Consider the following 14,938-nt stretch of genomic DNA (forward strand, 5'->3'; position numbering starts at 1 on the left):
CTCCTTACAGCGGCAGCTGCACCAGAGCAGCCGGCATCTCGTGTTTTAAATTCACCTTTCCCGGTCCCGTCACAAGGTCGAAGCAGGAGACGATAATCCGGCCGTCCCATACAATCGGCTCCCCTGGCTGATCCAGTCCTCCGTCCGCGCCTTTGCAGTCCGGGCTCTGGGCAATCCGCCGTACCGTTCCTCCGGGTGTCACCTGCACGATGGCATTGGCACAGAAATCCGCGATATATAAGTTTCCTTCCTCGTCGAATATCATGCCATCCGTACTTTTAAGCTCCTCCGGATCCCGGGCGAACAGCGTGTTTTCGTCCAGGCTTCCGTCCTCCTTAAACGTAATCCGGTAAACGGCTCCGTCCCCGAAATTCCCCACATAGAGCCGTCCTTCCCGATCAAAGACGATCCCGTCGGCGCCATACTGGCAGTCCTGATTCTCCGTCACAAAGGTGGCGAAGATATGGCGGTCCTCCAGGGTATTGGTGATCTGAATCCCTTCCTCGTCAAGGCCGAACCGGTATACGCAGCTCACCAGCTTTCCATCCGGCCTCCTGACCGGATGCAGATAGCTCTGTGTGACGTACATGTACCCGCCTCTGATCCGGATACCATTAGGATGCTCCATGTGTTCCGCCACGACGACGGTCTTTAAGATAGTTCCTTCCTCATCTACCGTGAGCTTCAGGATTCTGCCCTTGTACAGCAGCTCTTCCCTTTCACTCCAGCCCTGGTTGTCGCAGAGATAGAGATTCCACTCGTCATCGAAGGCGATCCCCATATTTCTGGCCACCCCGGTCTCCGGATGGACCGGTACGTCGAACCACTTTCGCACATGGCCCTCTTTATCGATCCGGACCACACAGCCGGAAATGCTGTCATCCGCGTAATTCGGGCAGGACAGCACCAGATTTCCATGGCGGTCAGCTGCCATCCCGTCAGGTGTGCATACGTACTCCGGCAGCGTGCAAAACAGTCTGCTCTCTCTCATTCCAACTCCTCCATTTCTAAAATCGAACCACGATTTTCTTCGTATCCGGCTTCTTCGCCTCGATCAGTTCAAATGCGTCGGTGATCCGCTCAAAGGGGATCACATCGGAGATAAAGTCCATGGGATCCAGGACCCCCTGGTTAATCCACGCCATAATCTGGGAATGGGCTTCCCCTTCCTCCCTCTTGCTGGGCCACTGCACAAACTGGAGTGTCCAGTTATAGGGGGCGCTGCTCCAGTCCAGCTTCATGGACAGTTCAGGAGAGATGCCGTAGCAGCAGATTTTTCCGTTGTATTTCACCAGCCCCATCGCCTGGTTAATCAGTGCATTGACGCCCACCGCGTCCACCACATAATCCACGCCCTCCGGGAAAATCCGTTTCACCTCCTCCGTCACATTGCAGGAGGCAGAATGAAACGCGTAATCGGCCCCCATCCGCCTCGCGGTTTCCACCTTGTCCTCCAGAATATCCGTGGTGATCACCGTCTTAAGTCCCAGCAGCTTTAAAAACCTGGTAAAGCAGAGCCCTACCGGACCTGCGCCGAATATCACCGCGGTCTCATTAGGCTGGAATCCGAACCTTCGGATGGCGCTTAAGACCTCCCGAAACGTGATGATCATGGAAGCGCCCACCGCATCCACCCGATCCTCCGGCCGGATAACGGTCTGAGCCGCATAGGCTTCGTTCCACTGTTTTGTGCCAGGGCCCATCCCATGGCGGATGGCGCTCTTCTCATCTCCCACCACACAGTATTCCGCATAGGCGCCCCATCCCGGAACGTATCCGTCGGCCGCCTCCTCCAGAAATGGGAGCAGCACACGGTCGCCCACATGAAGGTTTTCCACAAATTCTCCCGTTTTTACCACTTTTCCCACACCTTCGTGCCCCAGTATAGCGGGGTATGTGTGGAAATTCTTAAATGTCCTGTGAATCAGCTTCCGATCCGTTCCGTTGCACACCCCGCAGCTCTCCATTTTCACGAGCGCCTGGCACGGGCCAATCTGCGGCATGCTTATCTCTTCCACCGATAAACGGCCTTCCCCATCTACAATTAACGCTTTCATACGCTTCTCCTTTTTTGTTTGCCCGTAATGCATTGGTCTGTTCAAACCCACCCTAGCCAATCGCTGCCACCAGAGCCCATAGGCAGCCGCATACCGCCTCCTGTGCATTAATGGTCTTTGGATAATGGATATAGTCCTCATAACAGTTCTGGACGCAGAGCCCCTGGCACGCCGTATGGACATCAGGCAGCCCGTCTTCCCCCGGGACGATGCGGGCAAGAAGCCCATCGTATCCTTTTCTTAAAACCGGCTCCGCCGTCTCCTCCGGCACCATTCCCTTATCCGCCGCCCATTTCCAGGTGTACAGAAACATGGCGCTTCCCGAGGTGTCACACCAGTTATCCACGTCATCGGTCCGGTCCACCACCTGTCTCCACAGGCCGTTCTCCCGATTCTGATATTTCTCCAGGCCGGCCAGCAGCTGATTCAGCTGATTCTCCACCGTCCTCTTTCCCTCATAACCGGCGGGAAGGAGATCGAGAACTTCAGTCAGAATCAGGGCATACCACCCCAGCCCTTCGCTCCAGACACATCCTGACCTGCCATCCGGCCCGGCCCAGGGAGCCATACAGTCCTCACTGTAGGCGTGGACCAAAAGACCGTCGTGCGCATGGCAGTACCGGTAAATCAGTTCCAGCTGCAGCACCGCCTCGTCAAAACACTCCGTTTCCCCGAATACGGCTCCGTACCGGCATAAAAACATCTGCCCCATAAAGACGCCGTCCACCCACATTTCTCCCGGAAACTCGGTACGGTTATGAAGAAAACCGCCTTCTCTCGTCCGCGGATAATCCCGGTAAGTTTCCCGGATCTTTCTGCATGCTGCCTCAAACCGTTTCTCCCCCGTCTGCTCATACATCCAGACCAGCACGGCCCCAGCCATCATGTCGTCCATGCTGCATTCCGTAAAGCCCCGGACACTTCCGTCCTCCGCCACATGGTCCTTACAGTATGTAAGCACATACTCGTAGTATAACTCATCCCCTGTTTTCTCCCATAAATGAATAAACCCCATCAAAAGATAGCCCTGCGGATAGCTCCAGGAACGGTATGGATACTCATCCGCCTTCGGATACCGTTTCTGTATGGCTGCCGCCAGTTCCCGCGCCCTTCCGGGCAGATCCGTTCTATTTATTCTCATTTTGCTTCTCCTTTTTGATAAATCTATCCCTTAACCGCCCCCGCGGTCACTCCCTGCACGATGAATTTCTGTAAAAACAGGAATAAGAAAAACATGGGAAGAATCGAGAGGAGGCACGCCGCGGACGCCAGATTCAGATACGAGATCTGCTGCCCGATAAAAGACTGCTGCGCCACAGGCAGTGTCCTCACTGCCTCCTTGGATACCACAACCAGGGCGATCTGATAATCATTCCAGATTCCCAGCGCCGATAATACGACAACCGTCATGGTAACCGGCTTTAATAATGGAAAAACAATTCTCCAAAAGATCCCCATCCTGCTGCATCCGTCGATCGCCGCCGCTTCCTCCAGCTCCACCGGAACGGTTTTGATAAAGCCGCAGTAAAGGAAGATGTCAAATCCCATCTGAAATCCCACAGACACGAGCACATAGGCCGGACGGCTGTTTAAGAGATGAAGGTTCATCAGATTCTTATAGAGAGGAAACATGATGGTCTGAAACGGCAGCATGACGGAAGCCAGGAATATGTACTGCCAGACTCCGTAAAACCGGTTGTTTCCCCGCCGCACCACGATATAAGCCGCCATGGAACAGATAAGAACCAGAACAACGACACCGCACACGGTAGATACCGTCGAATTGGTAAAGGCCCTCAGGAAATCAGATTTCTGCACCGCCTCCACAAAATTCTGAAGATAGAGCGTATCCGGAAATGCGAGGGGGTTCTTAAGCATGGTCGCCTCCCTCGGCTTAAACGCATAGATAATCAGGACGTAAAACGGCGCCAGAAACAGAATCGTCACACACCACATGACCAGGCTCAGCAGGATAAAACGCCGGCCGGAGGCCGTATGTAATTTCTTTCCCATCACAGCTGCACCTCCCTCTTCCGCAGCAGCTTCGTAACCACTCCCGTGATTACCACCACGAAGATCAGCATCACCAGGCCGGCCATCTGCCCGTACCCGGCCCTGTTATTCGTGAAGAAATGATTGTATACGAACAGGGAAAACGTCTCGGACGCCTTTCCCGGTCCCCCACCCGTTGCCGCCTTCGGATAGTCGAAGACTTTTAACCCATATCCCAGCCACAGTGTGACGCAGGTGGTAAAGGCCGGGGCCAGCATGGGAAATGTCACGTTCCAGAAGGACTGCCACGCGTTTGCCCCATCGATTCGGGCCGCCTCCTTTAGGTCTCCGGGCACCGACTGAATACCGGCGTTGTAGATCACCATGGCCAGCCCCGTATCCCTCCACAGACACATCAGGGCAATTCCCGGAATCACCGTGTTCAGCCTGGTAAGCGGACTTACAATTCCGAAGTTCACCGGAAATACGTCTCCATAGATTCTCTGCCAGATAAATGCCGTGATTACCAGGCTGGCGATAATCGGTAGGAACATGGCGCTTTTCAAGAACCGGTTGCCTGCGACGTTTAAGTTTAATCCCACAGTTATGGCCAGTGCCAGGATATTGACGCCGATGCAGGTAATCACCGTGTACTCCATGGTATTGGAGACTGCATTGATCGTCTGTGTATCGTGAAACAGGGCGGTTAAGTTCTTAAGCCCTACAAAATCATACTCCTTCGACAGACCGTTCCAGTTTGTGAACGCAATCCCGAACGCCTGAAAAAACGGGACTGCGATGACGAAAAGGAATACCAGGGCGGCCGGGAGTAAAAACATGAAATCAATACTGTTTTTCTTAACAGACTTCCATCTGCCTTTCATAGCATACGCCTCCTTTAGGAAAAAGGGAGCCGCCGCGTTTCCGGCCGCTCCCTTTTCGTCAATTCCCGTCAGCCCCCTGTAGCCCGGATATTGTCAAATGATTTCTGCCACTTTTCGATCACCGTCTCCGGAGAATCCTCCGCAATTCTTCCCTCGATGTAGATCTTGTCAAAATCCTGGTAATACTGGCCCGCCAGGCCCGGATTCATCTCAAAATAGTATCCCTTTTCGTCCAGGACCTTCGTAAAGATCGTGAGAAGCGGATCCGGATTATCCGCGCTGACGCCCGAGAGAGCGCTGATACAGCCCGATGCGTTGGCCCATACTTTTCCCGCCTCCGGTGTCAGAACAAACTCTGCGAACAGCATGGCCTCTTCCATGTGCTTGCTCCCCGATGAAATCATGAAGGAGTCATCGGCATTGGCCGGCATATAGTTCTTTGCCGGATCGTCAGACCATGGATAATACGTAAATCCAAACTCATCCGTATTGCCTGCTGCCTTCTGTGCGATTCGGATATCGGAGATCGCCCATGTTCCCTGCATCATCATGGCTGCGTCACCGCGTCCGAACTGCGCATACTGGTCGGACGCCTGCTGGCTTGCCGCCTTCTCATCTACCAGCGCGTAATCACGGACCAGCTGCTGGCCGTGCGTAATAATGTCCACAAATTCCGGATAATCGGAAAACTTCTTTTCCCCGCTCATCAGTTTCTCAAAAATCATCGGATCGGCAACCATCGGTCCCGTAAAAGTCTGGCCCTCGATGATGATATTCTCTGTCCAGGATTCCGCATAACCGGAAGCCAGTGGAACCATTCCCGCATCCTTTATCTTCTGGCAGGCCTCCAAAACTCCCGACATCGTATCTAAATCCTCCGGCTTCACTCCCGCTTTTTCCAGCATGTTTTTGTTGTAATAGAAGCCATATCCGCCTCTGTCCAGAGGAATTCCATAGATTTTTCCGTCCAGTGATATGGAATCGATACAATTCTTATCGATATTATCCGGGAAAATGGAGGGATCCAGCGGTTCCACCAGCCCGGCCTCTATGACCTCCGGCGTCTCAAACGGCCGGTAATTGATGAAATCAGGCGCATTGTCCGCCGCTACCCGCTGTTTGTACTGATTAATAAAATCATCTCTGGAAAGGAACTCCACCTCGATCTTTATGTTCGGATACTTCTTCGTAAATGCTTCCGACAGCGCTACCAGTCCGTCTTTCTTCCCCTGTTCCCCCATGTGGTGAAGAAATGTCAGTGTGACTTCCTCTTTGTTCTCCCCTTTGTTTTCGTCCTTGCTCTCCTCCTTTTTCTCTTCTCTGTCCTCCTCCTTCTTTGCCTCTGCTTTTGCTTCTGTCTCTGCCTGAGCAGCGCTCTTCGTCTCTCCGGTCTTTCCGGATCCTGAGCTGCATCCCGTCAAGGCCGCGATGGCCAGACATGACGCCAGTGCCAGACTAACCCATCTTTTTTCTCTCTTTCTCATATCTCTTCTCCTTTTCTTTGTTCTTGGGTTTCCCACTGACACTATTGTATATCATTCAACATGCACAAACAATTTAACAGAAATGATATTTTATTAGTTATTATGACGTCTTCTATCTGCCGTACCAAATTACCAGGCGTACGCCTGACAGGGATAAATGCATTACGTTCTGTTCTGAATATACTCTGTCGGTGATTTTCCCGTTTCTTTTTTAAAGAACTGATAGAAATACGCATAATTGTCGATTCCCACCATGTTGGATACCTCATAGACCTTATATCTGCCCTCACGGAGCAGCTGGACCGCTGTCTCCAGGCGAATCTGATTGAGAACATCAATAAAACTCTTTCCCGTATCCTTTTTGATCAGCCGGCTTAAATGAGCCGCCGACAGCCCCACATAGTCGGCCAGTTCCGTCAGACTGATCTTCCTGCTTAAGTTTTCCCGCATATACGCCAGCGCCCGGCGCACCACAAAGGCGTAGTGCTCCTCCTTCTTCTCTTCCAGATACTGCATATGCTCTTTGCGGGTCATTTCAGTCAGTATTTGATTTTCGGTCAGGCTGCAGGTTCCATTGAGGCTTATATTTCCGGTCGGTTTTCCTGCTCCTCCGTACCTCTCCTCCATGCTCCCCCCGGCAATCCGCCTCACCGTCTCCACCAGCTCCTTATTTTCAATCGGCTTCAGCAGAATATCCGCGGCCCCCAGCCGCAGCGCCTGCTGCGCATACTGAAACTCGTCAAAACCGGTAATGACAATCGACGAAAACGTATCGTACTCCTCTTTCAAGGCCTTAACCATCTCCAGGCCATCCATTCCAGGCATTTTAATATCGGTGATGATAATATCCGGATGATGCTCCTTCGCATATCGGAGTCCCTCGATTCCATTCGTCAGACTTCCCTCGATTTCACAGCCCATGGCCGCCCAGTCGATGGTCTCGCAGACAGCCCTCCGGACGAGAGCATTGTCATCGACTACCATAATTTTAATCATGTAAATCCCCCGTTTCTGTCGATGGCCGGAAGGACTACCTTCACGACGGTCCCTTTTCCCACCTGGCTCGACACTGTAATCCCGTACTCCTGCCCGTACAGAATTTTTATCCGTTTCTCCACGCTGACCAGGCCGAAATGGCTGGAACTGTCTTCCTCCGCGCTGACAGAAAAATCGCAGTACCGTTTCAGAGTCTCCTCGTCCATTCCCGCTCCGTTATCCGCAATCTGTATCACCACGGCCGCTTCTCCCTTCGGCCCGGCAATCAGATCCGACGAGACAAAGATTACTGCCCCCTCGCTTAAATTCTCCACTCCATGAATAACCGCATTTTCCACCAGCGGCTGTAAAAGCAGAGAAGGCACCTGGCACTCCTCCGCCTGCGGTTCCACATCAAAAAACACCTCCAGCCGGTCCTCCATCATAAATTTTTGAACCTCCAGATAGTCACTGACATAGCTGAGCTCCTCCCTCAGCGTCACGGTGCTCTTTCTCCGGTTAATGGCCACACGCATCAGCCGTCCCAGAGACGTACAGATGGAGGCGATTGTGTCCTGTCCGTTTAATTTAGCAACGGCATTTAAGGACTCCATGGCATTGAAAATAAAATGTGGATTCACTCTCGCCTGAAGTGCCCCGTACTCCGCCTGAAGCGCCTTATACTCCGCCTGCTCCGTCTCCAGCTTCTGTCTGGCCAGATGCTCCACCATGTCCTGTAAGCTGACCGCCATATCGTTAAATGCAATCGTAATCTGACCGATCTCATCTTTGGAATAGGGGACGGAGAGCGTGGTCCACTCCCCCTGCCTGAGGCGCTGGATGTGGTCATACAGCTGGCGGATTCCCCGCGTAATACTGCCAGAGATCACCGCGGCGCAGATTACCGCCGCCAGTATGGTCGCAGAGCAGACGATCAGAATCGCCACCAGCATCTGATTCATGGGGCCGAAGAGCTCCTGCTCGTTAATAAGATAGATCACGTTCCACTTCTTGTCCTCGGTTTCCTTATTTCGAACCAGATAGCTCCTGCTTCCGCTCCTGATTAAATGGCGGGAATCGCCGGATTCCCTGCTCTTCTCCAGAATGGACGCCGGATTTAATTGTTCGCCATTCCTTCCAAAGATCACCTCCCCCTCCGGGTTTAGGATGGTAACCTTTCCATTTTTGCTCTGTTCCAATGCCAGAAACTGACGTTCAAATATATCCCTGCTGATCCCCACCGCGATCACACCGTCATACTCCAGTCTGACCGGACTGTAAATGGACCGGATCATGTAGACCTTTTCCGGCTCTGAGGCAAAACACCTCCAGATGGCGCCCTTCGGTATTACTTTTCTGTTGACCCGGATATAGTCTGCGATCTCCTGGTTCACATCCTTAAAGCTCTGCGTTTTATAATCATAATAGGTGATCACCGAGCTGTTGTCCAATGCGTAGAAATCCAGGATCGGCGACCTCGATGTATTTCTCTGATTCACGAAGGAAGCCACGGCGCGGCGGTTATAGTAGATATTGCTGTCCTTTTTATTTAAATAGCTGCCGAACAAATCCCAGTTCTGCACCATATTTAACATCGTATCCTCATATTCCCGTGTTCTCGTTCCGATGTTGACGGCGATCTGGTCAACCAGCGTCTCCACGTACACCCCCGTGCTGTCCAGCTGACGTCTTATGTAAACCGAGCTGATAATCCCTCCCGCTGCCAGAATGCCGGCTGTAATTAAGGATACACTGGTCAGAAGTATCTTTTTTCCAATTTTCATACTGCAATCCCCCGATTTTTAACAGAATGTTCTGATTTTATTCTAAGCTTTTCCTGAAGAGATAGCAATTCTGTTTTTGATGGAAATTATTAGGTTTTCTGACATTTCTGAAAACCGGAGAGAAAACAGGGAAAACTGCATCCGGAAAGGGACGGGGAATTGCGTTTTTTTTGTATATAGTATATGATATAGAAGATTATAAAATAAAAGCTGCGGCAAATACAAGAAGAATGGAGAAACGCATGACAGGATTGATTATCACAGGACATGGGCAGTTTGCCTCCGGTTTGGTCAGCGCACTGGAATTGCTGATTGGACATCAGGAGCTGCTGGCTGCCGTGGATTTTGAATCCGGGCAGAGCTGGGACACATTGATGGAACATTTAAAAGATGCAGCCGGAGCCATGCAGACTTGTGACGAGCTTCTCATACTGTGCGATATGATCGGCGGATCTCCTTATAAATGTGCCGCCGCGCTGACAGATGCAGACCCTCGGCTGACGGTTCTATATGGAATTAATCTGGGTATGGCGCTGGAACTGGCTATCCGATGCAGGATGGGACTGGACCATGACGCACCCGCGCTTGCCGGAGAGATGGTCGCTACCGGAAAGGCACAGATCGGAATGTACCGGTCGGAACCGGAAAAGAGTGACAGGAAAGAGCAGGAGGATAATTTCAGATTATAAAAGCAGTGATCTTTGATATGGACGGTGTTCTGATCGACAGTGAAATCGTATATTTGAACCACATGTTTCAGCGTCTGAAGAAATGGTACCCGGCCTTCTAAAAGAAATAAAAGACCGGGGCTATCTGCTGGCTCTCGCCTCATCGACGACCGTTTTCATTTTGACCGTACACTGGCTGGTTACAGCATGTATGAGCTCTCCGAAGTTCTCACGATTCTGGATCAGCTGGCCGCGGTGAATCAGCAATAGCTTCGAAAAAACTCGCATTCCTCATCGTTGCACCGCGAAGCCTCCTGCAGACGGATGTTGCAGTGGAACACGTGACCCAGGGGCCGTTCCGCGCTGCCATAATACCGGTATACAAACGGAATCTCAAACTCCATCAGCTTCTCCACCAGAAGCGTCGCCTGTTCTCTCAGAAAATCTCCGGTAGCCGTCATGAGAAATACCGGCGGATACTGGCTGGTCACGTAATTCACGAGGCTGATTTTCTCGTATTCGTCTTTCGTCCCTCTCTCCGGCAGAAGATCCGCCATAAGCAAATTGCTCTGGTCCTTCTCGTCTTCGGAGACCGGTGCCCGGTAGACGCCGCAGTTCAGTGCAACAGCCGTCGGCACAAATCTCTCAGGCGGCTGAAAGGGATACTTTGCCGCATATTCCGGGTTTGTGCAGACAGCGGCATAAAGCCCCAGATTGTGGGCCCCGGCGGAATCCCCCACACCGAAGATCCGCGTCCGGTCAAAGCCATATTCCTCCGCATGATCCAGCACCCAGGCAAACACCCGGTTTGTATCCTCCAGCGACGCCGGAAACTTATATTCCGGTGCGAGACGGTAGGTGAAATTTACGACTGCGAATCCGCGGCATGCCAGATCCATACAGTAATACTGGTACCTCTCCTTGTCACCATACACCCATCCGCCGCCATGAACGCTCACAATAACCGGGAGTACCTCCGCCTTATCTTTTGGACGGTATACATCGAGAATCTGCCGCTCTGCATCCTCCCCATAGACGATATCGTCAAAACGCCGGATTCCCTCCGGTGTGGTGAGACCGGCATCTCGCCGGTCATCCCCCTCCCGAAACAGTTTACGAATTGTATCACTCATTTCTGACATAGTTATCTGTACCTCTCTACTTTGTATTTCGTTTTGCTTCCAGGTCATTCTGAATCACCACAATATACTTATCGATATTCATCATGAAACACAGAACCAGGCAGATCACCGCGATGATCGCGCCGCTGTATCCAAACCCGAACCGAATCATGGTAACAGCGGAAGCCGGCTGCACCGCGGCGGTCCCATCATATCCGCCCATGGTAATGATCCAGGTGCAGAGGGCGGAGCCCAGGCCGATTCCAACCTTCATACCGAAGGATGTACAGCAGTTGACCAGTCCTTCCGAGCGGACTCCGGTCTTCCATTCACCGTAATCCACGACATCCGCGGTCATTGCAAAGATGCCGGACATGATCGGTCCCATTCCCATTCCTTTTATGATCAGCCCCAGAAGAACCAGCGGGAAGCTGGAACCGGCCGCACCGATGATCAGCCCGCCCAGAGCCATCAGGAATGCACCGCCAATCATCAGTTTCCATTTTCCGTATCTCTGAATGGCCTTCGGCAGCATAAGATTCACAATGATGGCCGGAATCGTAGTAGCCATGGATATGTAGGTTAAGTAACCCAGATTATTTAAAACGATATTGCAAAAATAGAATGTTGTGGAACCGGTACTGACGATTCCAATATACAGAAACATAAACAGCAGACTCTGAATATAAAAATACCTGTTTTTGAAAAGTGCCGGCAGTGCTGTACTCAGCGGAACATTCTCCACCTGAACCACACCGGTTTCCGCGTCTTCTCCGATATGCTCCCTGGTACCCAGAAAGCAGATGAGACACATAAAAAATGTTACGATGCCGTAAATAATCGACAGCCAGAACCATCCCGCCGTAGACAAAAGGGTTGCTGTCACCGCATTGATAATCAGTGTTGTAAGCTGAGTCATAACGAAACGCGTAGTCGCCGCGGAGGCACGGTCCTGAACATTCAGCGTCATGCGCGACAGCAGTGCGTTAAACGGCAGGTTGTTGGCTGTATACACGATACAGTTCTGGAAAATGTAGGTCAGATACGCATAGACCAGCTTTCCATTCCCGCTTAAGCCTCCGGGAACATTAAACTCCAGGATCAGAGCGATCGCCATAAGCGGCGCCGTCCACAGCACCCATGGCCTTGCCTTGCCCCAGCGGGTCTTCGTCTTATCGACAATCGCCCCCATAATAATATCGGTAACCCCATCGAACACGCGTGCCAGCAGCATCATAGTGCCGACCGCGGCAGCAGCGATCCCCACAGTGTCCGTATAATACGCAGTCAAAAATGTGGAACACAGGGCTACTGTCACATTGGCTCCGCAGTCTCCCATACCATAAGAAATTTTTTCCGACCATGACAAACTGGTTTTCTTTTTTCCCATTGCTTCCCCTCTCCTGTAACTTGATTTTTATAATCCTCATTATAACGGAGACGGACAGGGAATTCCTTGCGTATTTTAGCCAAAAACATCCATATATTGACCTGTACATGAAAATACAGCCGCTATTCTTCTTTATTCTTCTTTATTTCTTTCCATTTTTCTATATTGGAACGGGGTTGTGCCATACTCCTCCTTAAACGCCAGAATCAGTCTCCGGTCGTCAGAGAAACCATTATTGAGAGCAATCTCGAGAATTCCGGAATTAGACGCCATCAGCTGCATCCGCGCCTTCTGAAGGCGGTATTTCGTCAGGTACTCGATAAATGTCATCCCCGTGTGTTTCTTGAAGAAACGGGCGAAATACTCTTTGGAAAAGTAAAACTTATCCGCGATCTCCGCCTGAGAAAGCTTTTCCATGTAATGGTTTTCAATGAACTGGAGGACGCCTTTCAGCCGCTCAATGTTCTTCTGATTGTTCAGCGGCAGGATCACATTTTTCTCCGCCACTCCCTCCTGCGTGATATGGTAGAGAAGCTGGAGTACCAGTCCTTTTATATAAATCCGCTCATAGTATGACGTCTCCGCCTCATCGTCGTAATGGGACAGTGTCACCATCAAATCCCCTATTTCCGGAGTCGTCATCTCCTTCTCATTGAGAAAATACATGTTTTTAAAGTCCGGAAATACCCCCTCCAGAAATTCCCGCGAAATAAGCAGCGCAATCACCACTTTTCTTCCGCTTCCATATACTGTGCGGTCCGGTATGATATTATGACTGCTTTCTGAGTTCACGACGATCAGCCTACCCGGCTGTGACTTGATGCAGGTCCCGTCAATATAATGCAGACTATTCCCCTGCAGCGTATAAACAATCTCCAGTTCCTCGTGCCAGTGATTAAACAGAAGTTCATCACTGCTCGACGGATAATAGGGAATATTATAGATATGAAACGGATTATCCCCGTCATATTCAAACATCTGGCGCTTTGCAACAGGTTCACTCACATTCCCACCCCTTTCCAGCCCCGGCCGGTTGCTTTTCTTTCGTCTTAATGCACGGTCTTATCTTTCTTCGCTTTCGTCTCGGTGTGCTGTCTTATCTGCTACTGCCTCTGTCCTGATTATAGCGGATATTACGGCTTCTGTAAATTTAAACGTCAGCTCATTCATCCTCGTATTTGACAGACAATCCAAAAAGAGATACACTTACTATAATTCACCGTGCAAGACGATATTACCGACAGGAGGATCATAGCTTCATGAGATTAAACCAACGTCTTCTTACCATTTCCGCAGGATTATGTCTGTCCCTGGCACTCGCCGGTACAGTTTTGGCTGTCCGGCCGCAGGAGACATATGCCGCGGTATGCACGGCCAGCAGGAATCAAAGCACTGGCTGGCTGCACAAGGGAAATCAATGGCAGTATGCGCTCTCTGACGGCACCCTGATACGCGGCGGCTGGATCAGGGATGGAAACGGCTGGTACTACTTTGATGCCGATGGAATAATGGTGAGCGACACCACGCGCGACATAGAAGGCCATACCTACAGCTTCGAACGCTCGGGAGCCTGGAAAGAGACGCCCATAACGGACCCTCTTTTCGTCCATCTTCCCTCCGGCCGGTTCGAGAATTCAGTCTATGAGCATCCCTGGGCCGGAATCCGTATTACGCTGCCGGAATATACCTTTGTGCAGACTGCCGAAGAACTGAATGTACTTTCCGCTCATGACTATATCCCAAGCTATTACGATTTCCTGGCTGTCACTCCAGATCAGTCGCTGTTTGGAGTCGTCATTCAGTATAACAGTGATCCGATAGAGCAGATTCTGGGGGACGATCTCAATGTATTTTCTGCATTCTGGGGGAAATACGATCTGACTCCGACTTCCCCGCGGCCCGTGACCGTGGCCGGCCAGACTTATCAGAAAATGGTCTGTAAAATACCGGAGAACCTCGAGATGAACGTCTACCTGCGAAATGAGAACAACAAAGTGGTCTATCTCTTCTCCATCGCCGCAGACGAAGAAACTGCCGACCGGTTAATTGAGACAGTTGTTCCCTGCGAGTAATCCACCGGGACACTGAGCTGCTGTAGAATTCAGGTGAGCTTATGATAAAGACAGAATTTGGAATCATGGATACAATCGATCCAGAAAAAAATTATGTGAAATATGAACCTCAGAAGTATGGCTGTGTTGCCATCGATGACGACAAGTATATCAATGACTGGTGGCCGCGGCTGCTGTTGATCCGGACCTACACACAGTCCCTCAGCCGCCCCTCCTTTGCCCTCGACAGATACGGTGTTACCTTAATCCCGCCGGAGTCTCTCCCCGCACTGCAGCATATCGTGATCAGCGACAAAAGAATCAATCACGATCACAACCTCATTGCGCTTGCAGACAAGATCAGCCAGGCGATCGATGAACAGAAGTATATGATACACTTTGGGGTGTAACGCAAAAACGGATTTCCATCTCTGGAAATCCGTTTTCTTACATAATAAGAGCGCGAGACGGGGATCGAACCCGCGACCCCAACCTTGGCAAGGTTGTACTCCACCACTGAGCCACTCGCGCT

Annotated in this window: 14 protein-coding genes and 1 tRNA gene; 3 read left to right on the top strand and 12 right to left on the bottom strand. The window is 51.2% G+C overall.

Annotation, left to right across the window (positions count from 1 at the left end; translation table 11 throughout):
* Positions 1-4 precede the first annotated feature (4 nt).
* From H8S80_RS31185 to H8S80_RS31220, 8 genes are all read right to left on the bottom strand, one after another.
* The gene (locus tag H8S80_RS31185; protein ID WP_117633469.1) at positions 5-991 is read right to left on the bottom strand and encodes an SMP-30/gluconolactonase/LRE family protein; all 987 of its coding nucleotides are present in this window, start codon (positions 989-991) and stop codon (positions 5-7) included.
* Between the two features lie 16 nt (positions 992-1,007).
* Positions 1,008-2,057, bottom strand: a complete 1,050-nt coding sequence (locus H8S80_RS31190) for a zinc-dependent alcohol dehydrogenase (protein WP_117633470.1) — start codon at positions 2,055-2,057, stop codon at positions 1,008-1,010.
* A 52-nt stretch (positions 2,058-2,109) separates the two neighbouring features.
* Positions 2,110-3,198 (bottom strand): glycoside hydrolase family 88/105 protein, encoded by a 1,089-nt coding sequence (locus H8S80_RS31195; protein WP_117633471.1) that lies wholly within the window; start codon positions 3,196-3,198, stop codon positions 2,110-2,112.
* 23 nt (positions 3,199-3,221) lie between these two features.
* Entirely contained in the window at positions 3,222-4,070 is an 849-nt protein-coding gene (locus H8S80_RS31200) for a carbohydrate ABC transporter permease (protein ID WP_002602272.1), read from the bottom strand.
* Positions 4,070-4,933, bottom strand: a complete 864-nt coding sequence (locus tag H8S80_RS31205) for a carbohydrate ABC transporter permease (RefSeq protein ID WP_117633472.1) — start codon at positions 4,931-4,933, stop codon at positions 4,070-4,072. Before H8S80_RS31205 ends, H8S80_RS31200 begins: the two co-directional genes overlap by 1 nt.
* A gap of 68 nt (positions 4,934-5,001) precedes the next feature.
* Positions 5,002-6,417: an ABC transporter substrate-binding protein gene (locus H8S80_RS31210; RefSeq protein WP_117633473.1), complete on the bottom strand. Its 1,416-nt coding sequence runs from the start codon at positions 6,415-6,417 to the stop codon at positions 5,002-5,004.
* Between the two features lie 162 nt (positions 6,418-6,579).
* The gene (locus H8S80_RS31215; protein WP_117633474.1) at positions 6,580-7,413 is read right to left on the bottom strand and encodes a response regulator transcription factor; all 834 of its coding nucleotides are present in this window, start codon (positions 7,411-7,413) and stop codon (positions 6,580-6,582) included.
* Positions 7,410-9,176, bottom strand: coding sequence for a sensor histidine kinase (locus H8S80_RS31220; RefSeq protein WP_117633475.1), 1,767 nt, complete (start codon positions 9,174-9,176; stop codon positions 7,410-7,412). The genes H8S80_RS31215 and H8S80_RS31220 overlap by 4 nt, the downstream gene beginning before the upstream one ends.
* Before the next feature lie 242 nt (positions 9,177-9,418).
* Here H8S80_RS31220 and H8S80_RS31225 point away from each other — a divergent pair, with 242 nt between their 5' ends.
* Entirely contained in the window at positions 9,419-9,865 is a 447-nt protein-coding gene (locus H8S80_RS31225; protein ID WP_117633476.1) for a PTS sugar transporter subunit IIA, read from the top strand.
* 239 nt (positions 9,866-10,104) lie between these two features.
* On the opposite strand, the gene H8S80_RS31230 is transcribed toward H8S80_RS31225, so the two are convergent.
* The 3 genes from H8S80_RS31230 to H8S80_RS31240 all read right to left on the bottom strand — a co-directional run bounded on the left by H8S80_RS31230 (position 10,105) and on the right by H8S80_RS31240 (position 13,360).
* A complete protein-coding gene (locus H8S80_RS31230) occupies positions 10,105-10,986 on the bottom strand; it encodes an alpha/beta hydrolase (protein ID WP_117633477.1) in 882 nt (293 codons plus the stop codon).
* A gap of 16 nt (positions 10,987-11,002) precedes the next feature.
* Positions 11,003-12,355 carry an MFS transporter gene (locus H8S80_RS31235; RefSeq protein ID WP_117633478.1) on the bottom strand — a complete coding sequence of 451 codons (1,353 nt, stop codon included), beginning with the start codon at positions 12,353-12,355 and terminating at the stop codon, positions 11,003-11,005.
* Between the two features lie 132 nt (positions 12,356-12,487).
* Positions 12,488-13,360: an AraC family transcriptional regulator gene (locus H8S80_RS31240; protein ID WP_181988051.1), complete on the bottom strand. Its 873-nt coding sequence runs from the start codon at positions 13,358-13,360 to the stop codon at positions 12,488-12,490.
* A gap of 254 nt (positions 13,361-13,614) precedes the next feature.
* On the opposite strand from H8S80_RS31240, the gene H8S80_RS31245 reads away from it, so the two are divergent.
* Together H8S80_RS31245 and H8S80_RS31250 are read left to right on the top strand one after the other, a co-directional pair.
* The gene (locus tag H8S80_RS31245) at positions 13,615-14,427 is read left to right on the top strand and encodes a choline-binding protein (protein ID WP_117633479.1); all 813 of its coding nucleotides are present in this window, start codon (positions 13,615-13,617) and stop codon (positions 14,425-14,427) included.
* A gap of 41 nt (positions 14,428-14,468) precedes the next feature.
* Positions 14,469-14,816: a hypothetical protein gene (locus tag H8S80_RS31250; RefSeq protein ID WP_117633480.1), complete on the top strand. Its 348-nt coding sequence runs from the start codon at positions 14,469-14,471 to the stop codon at positions 14,814-14,816.
* Between the two features lie 49 nt (positions 14,817-14,865).
* Here H8S80_RS31250 and H8S80_RS31255 read toward each other — a convergent pair.
* A tRNA-Gly gene (locus H8S80_RS31255) sits at positions 14,866-14,937 on the bottom strand.
* Position 14,938: the final 1 nt, after the last annotated feature.

The organism is Hungatella sp. L36 (assembly GCF_014288035.1).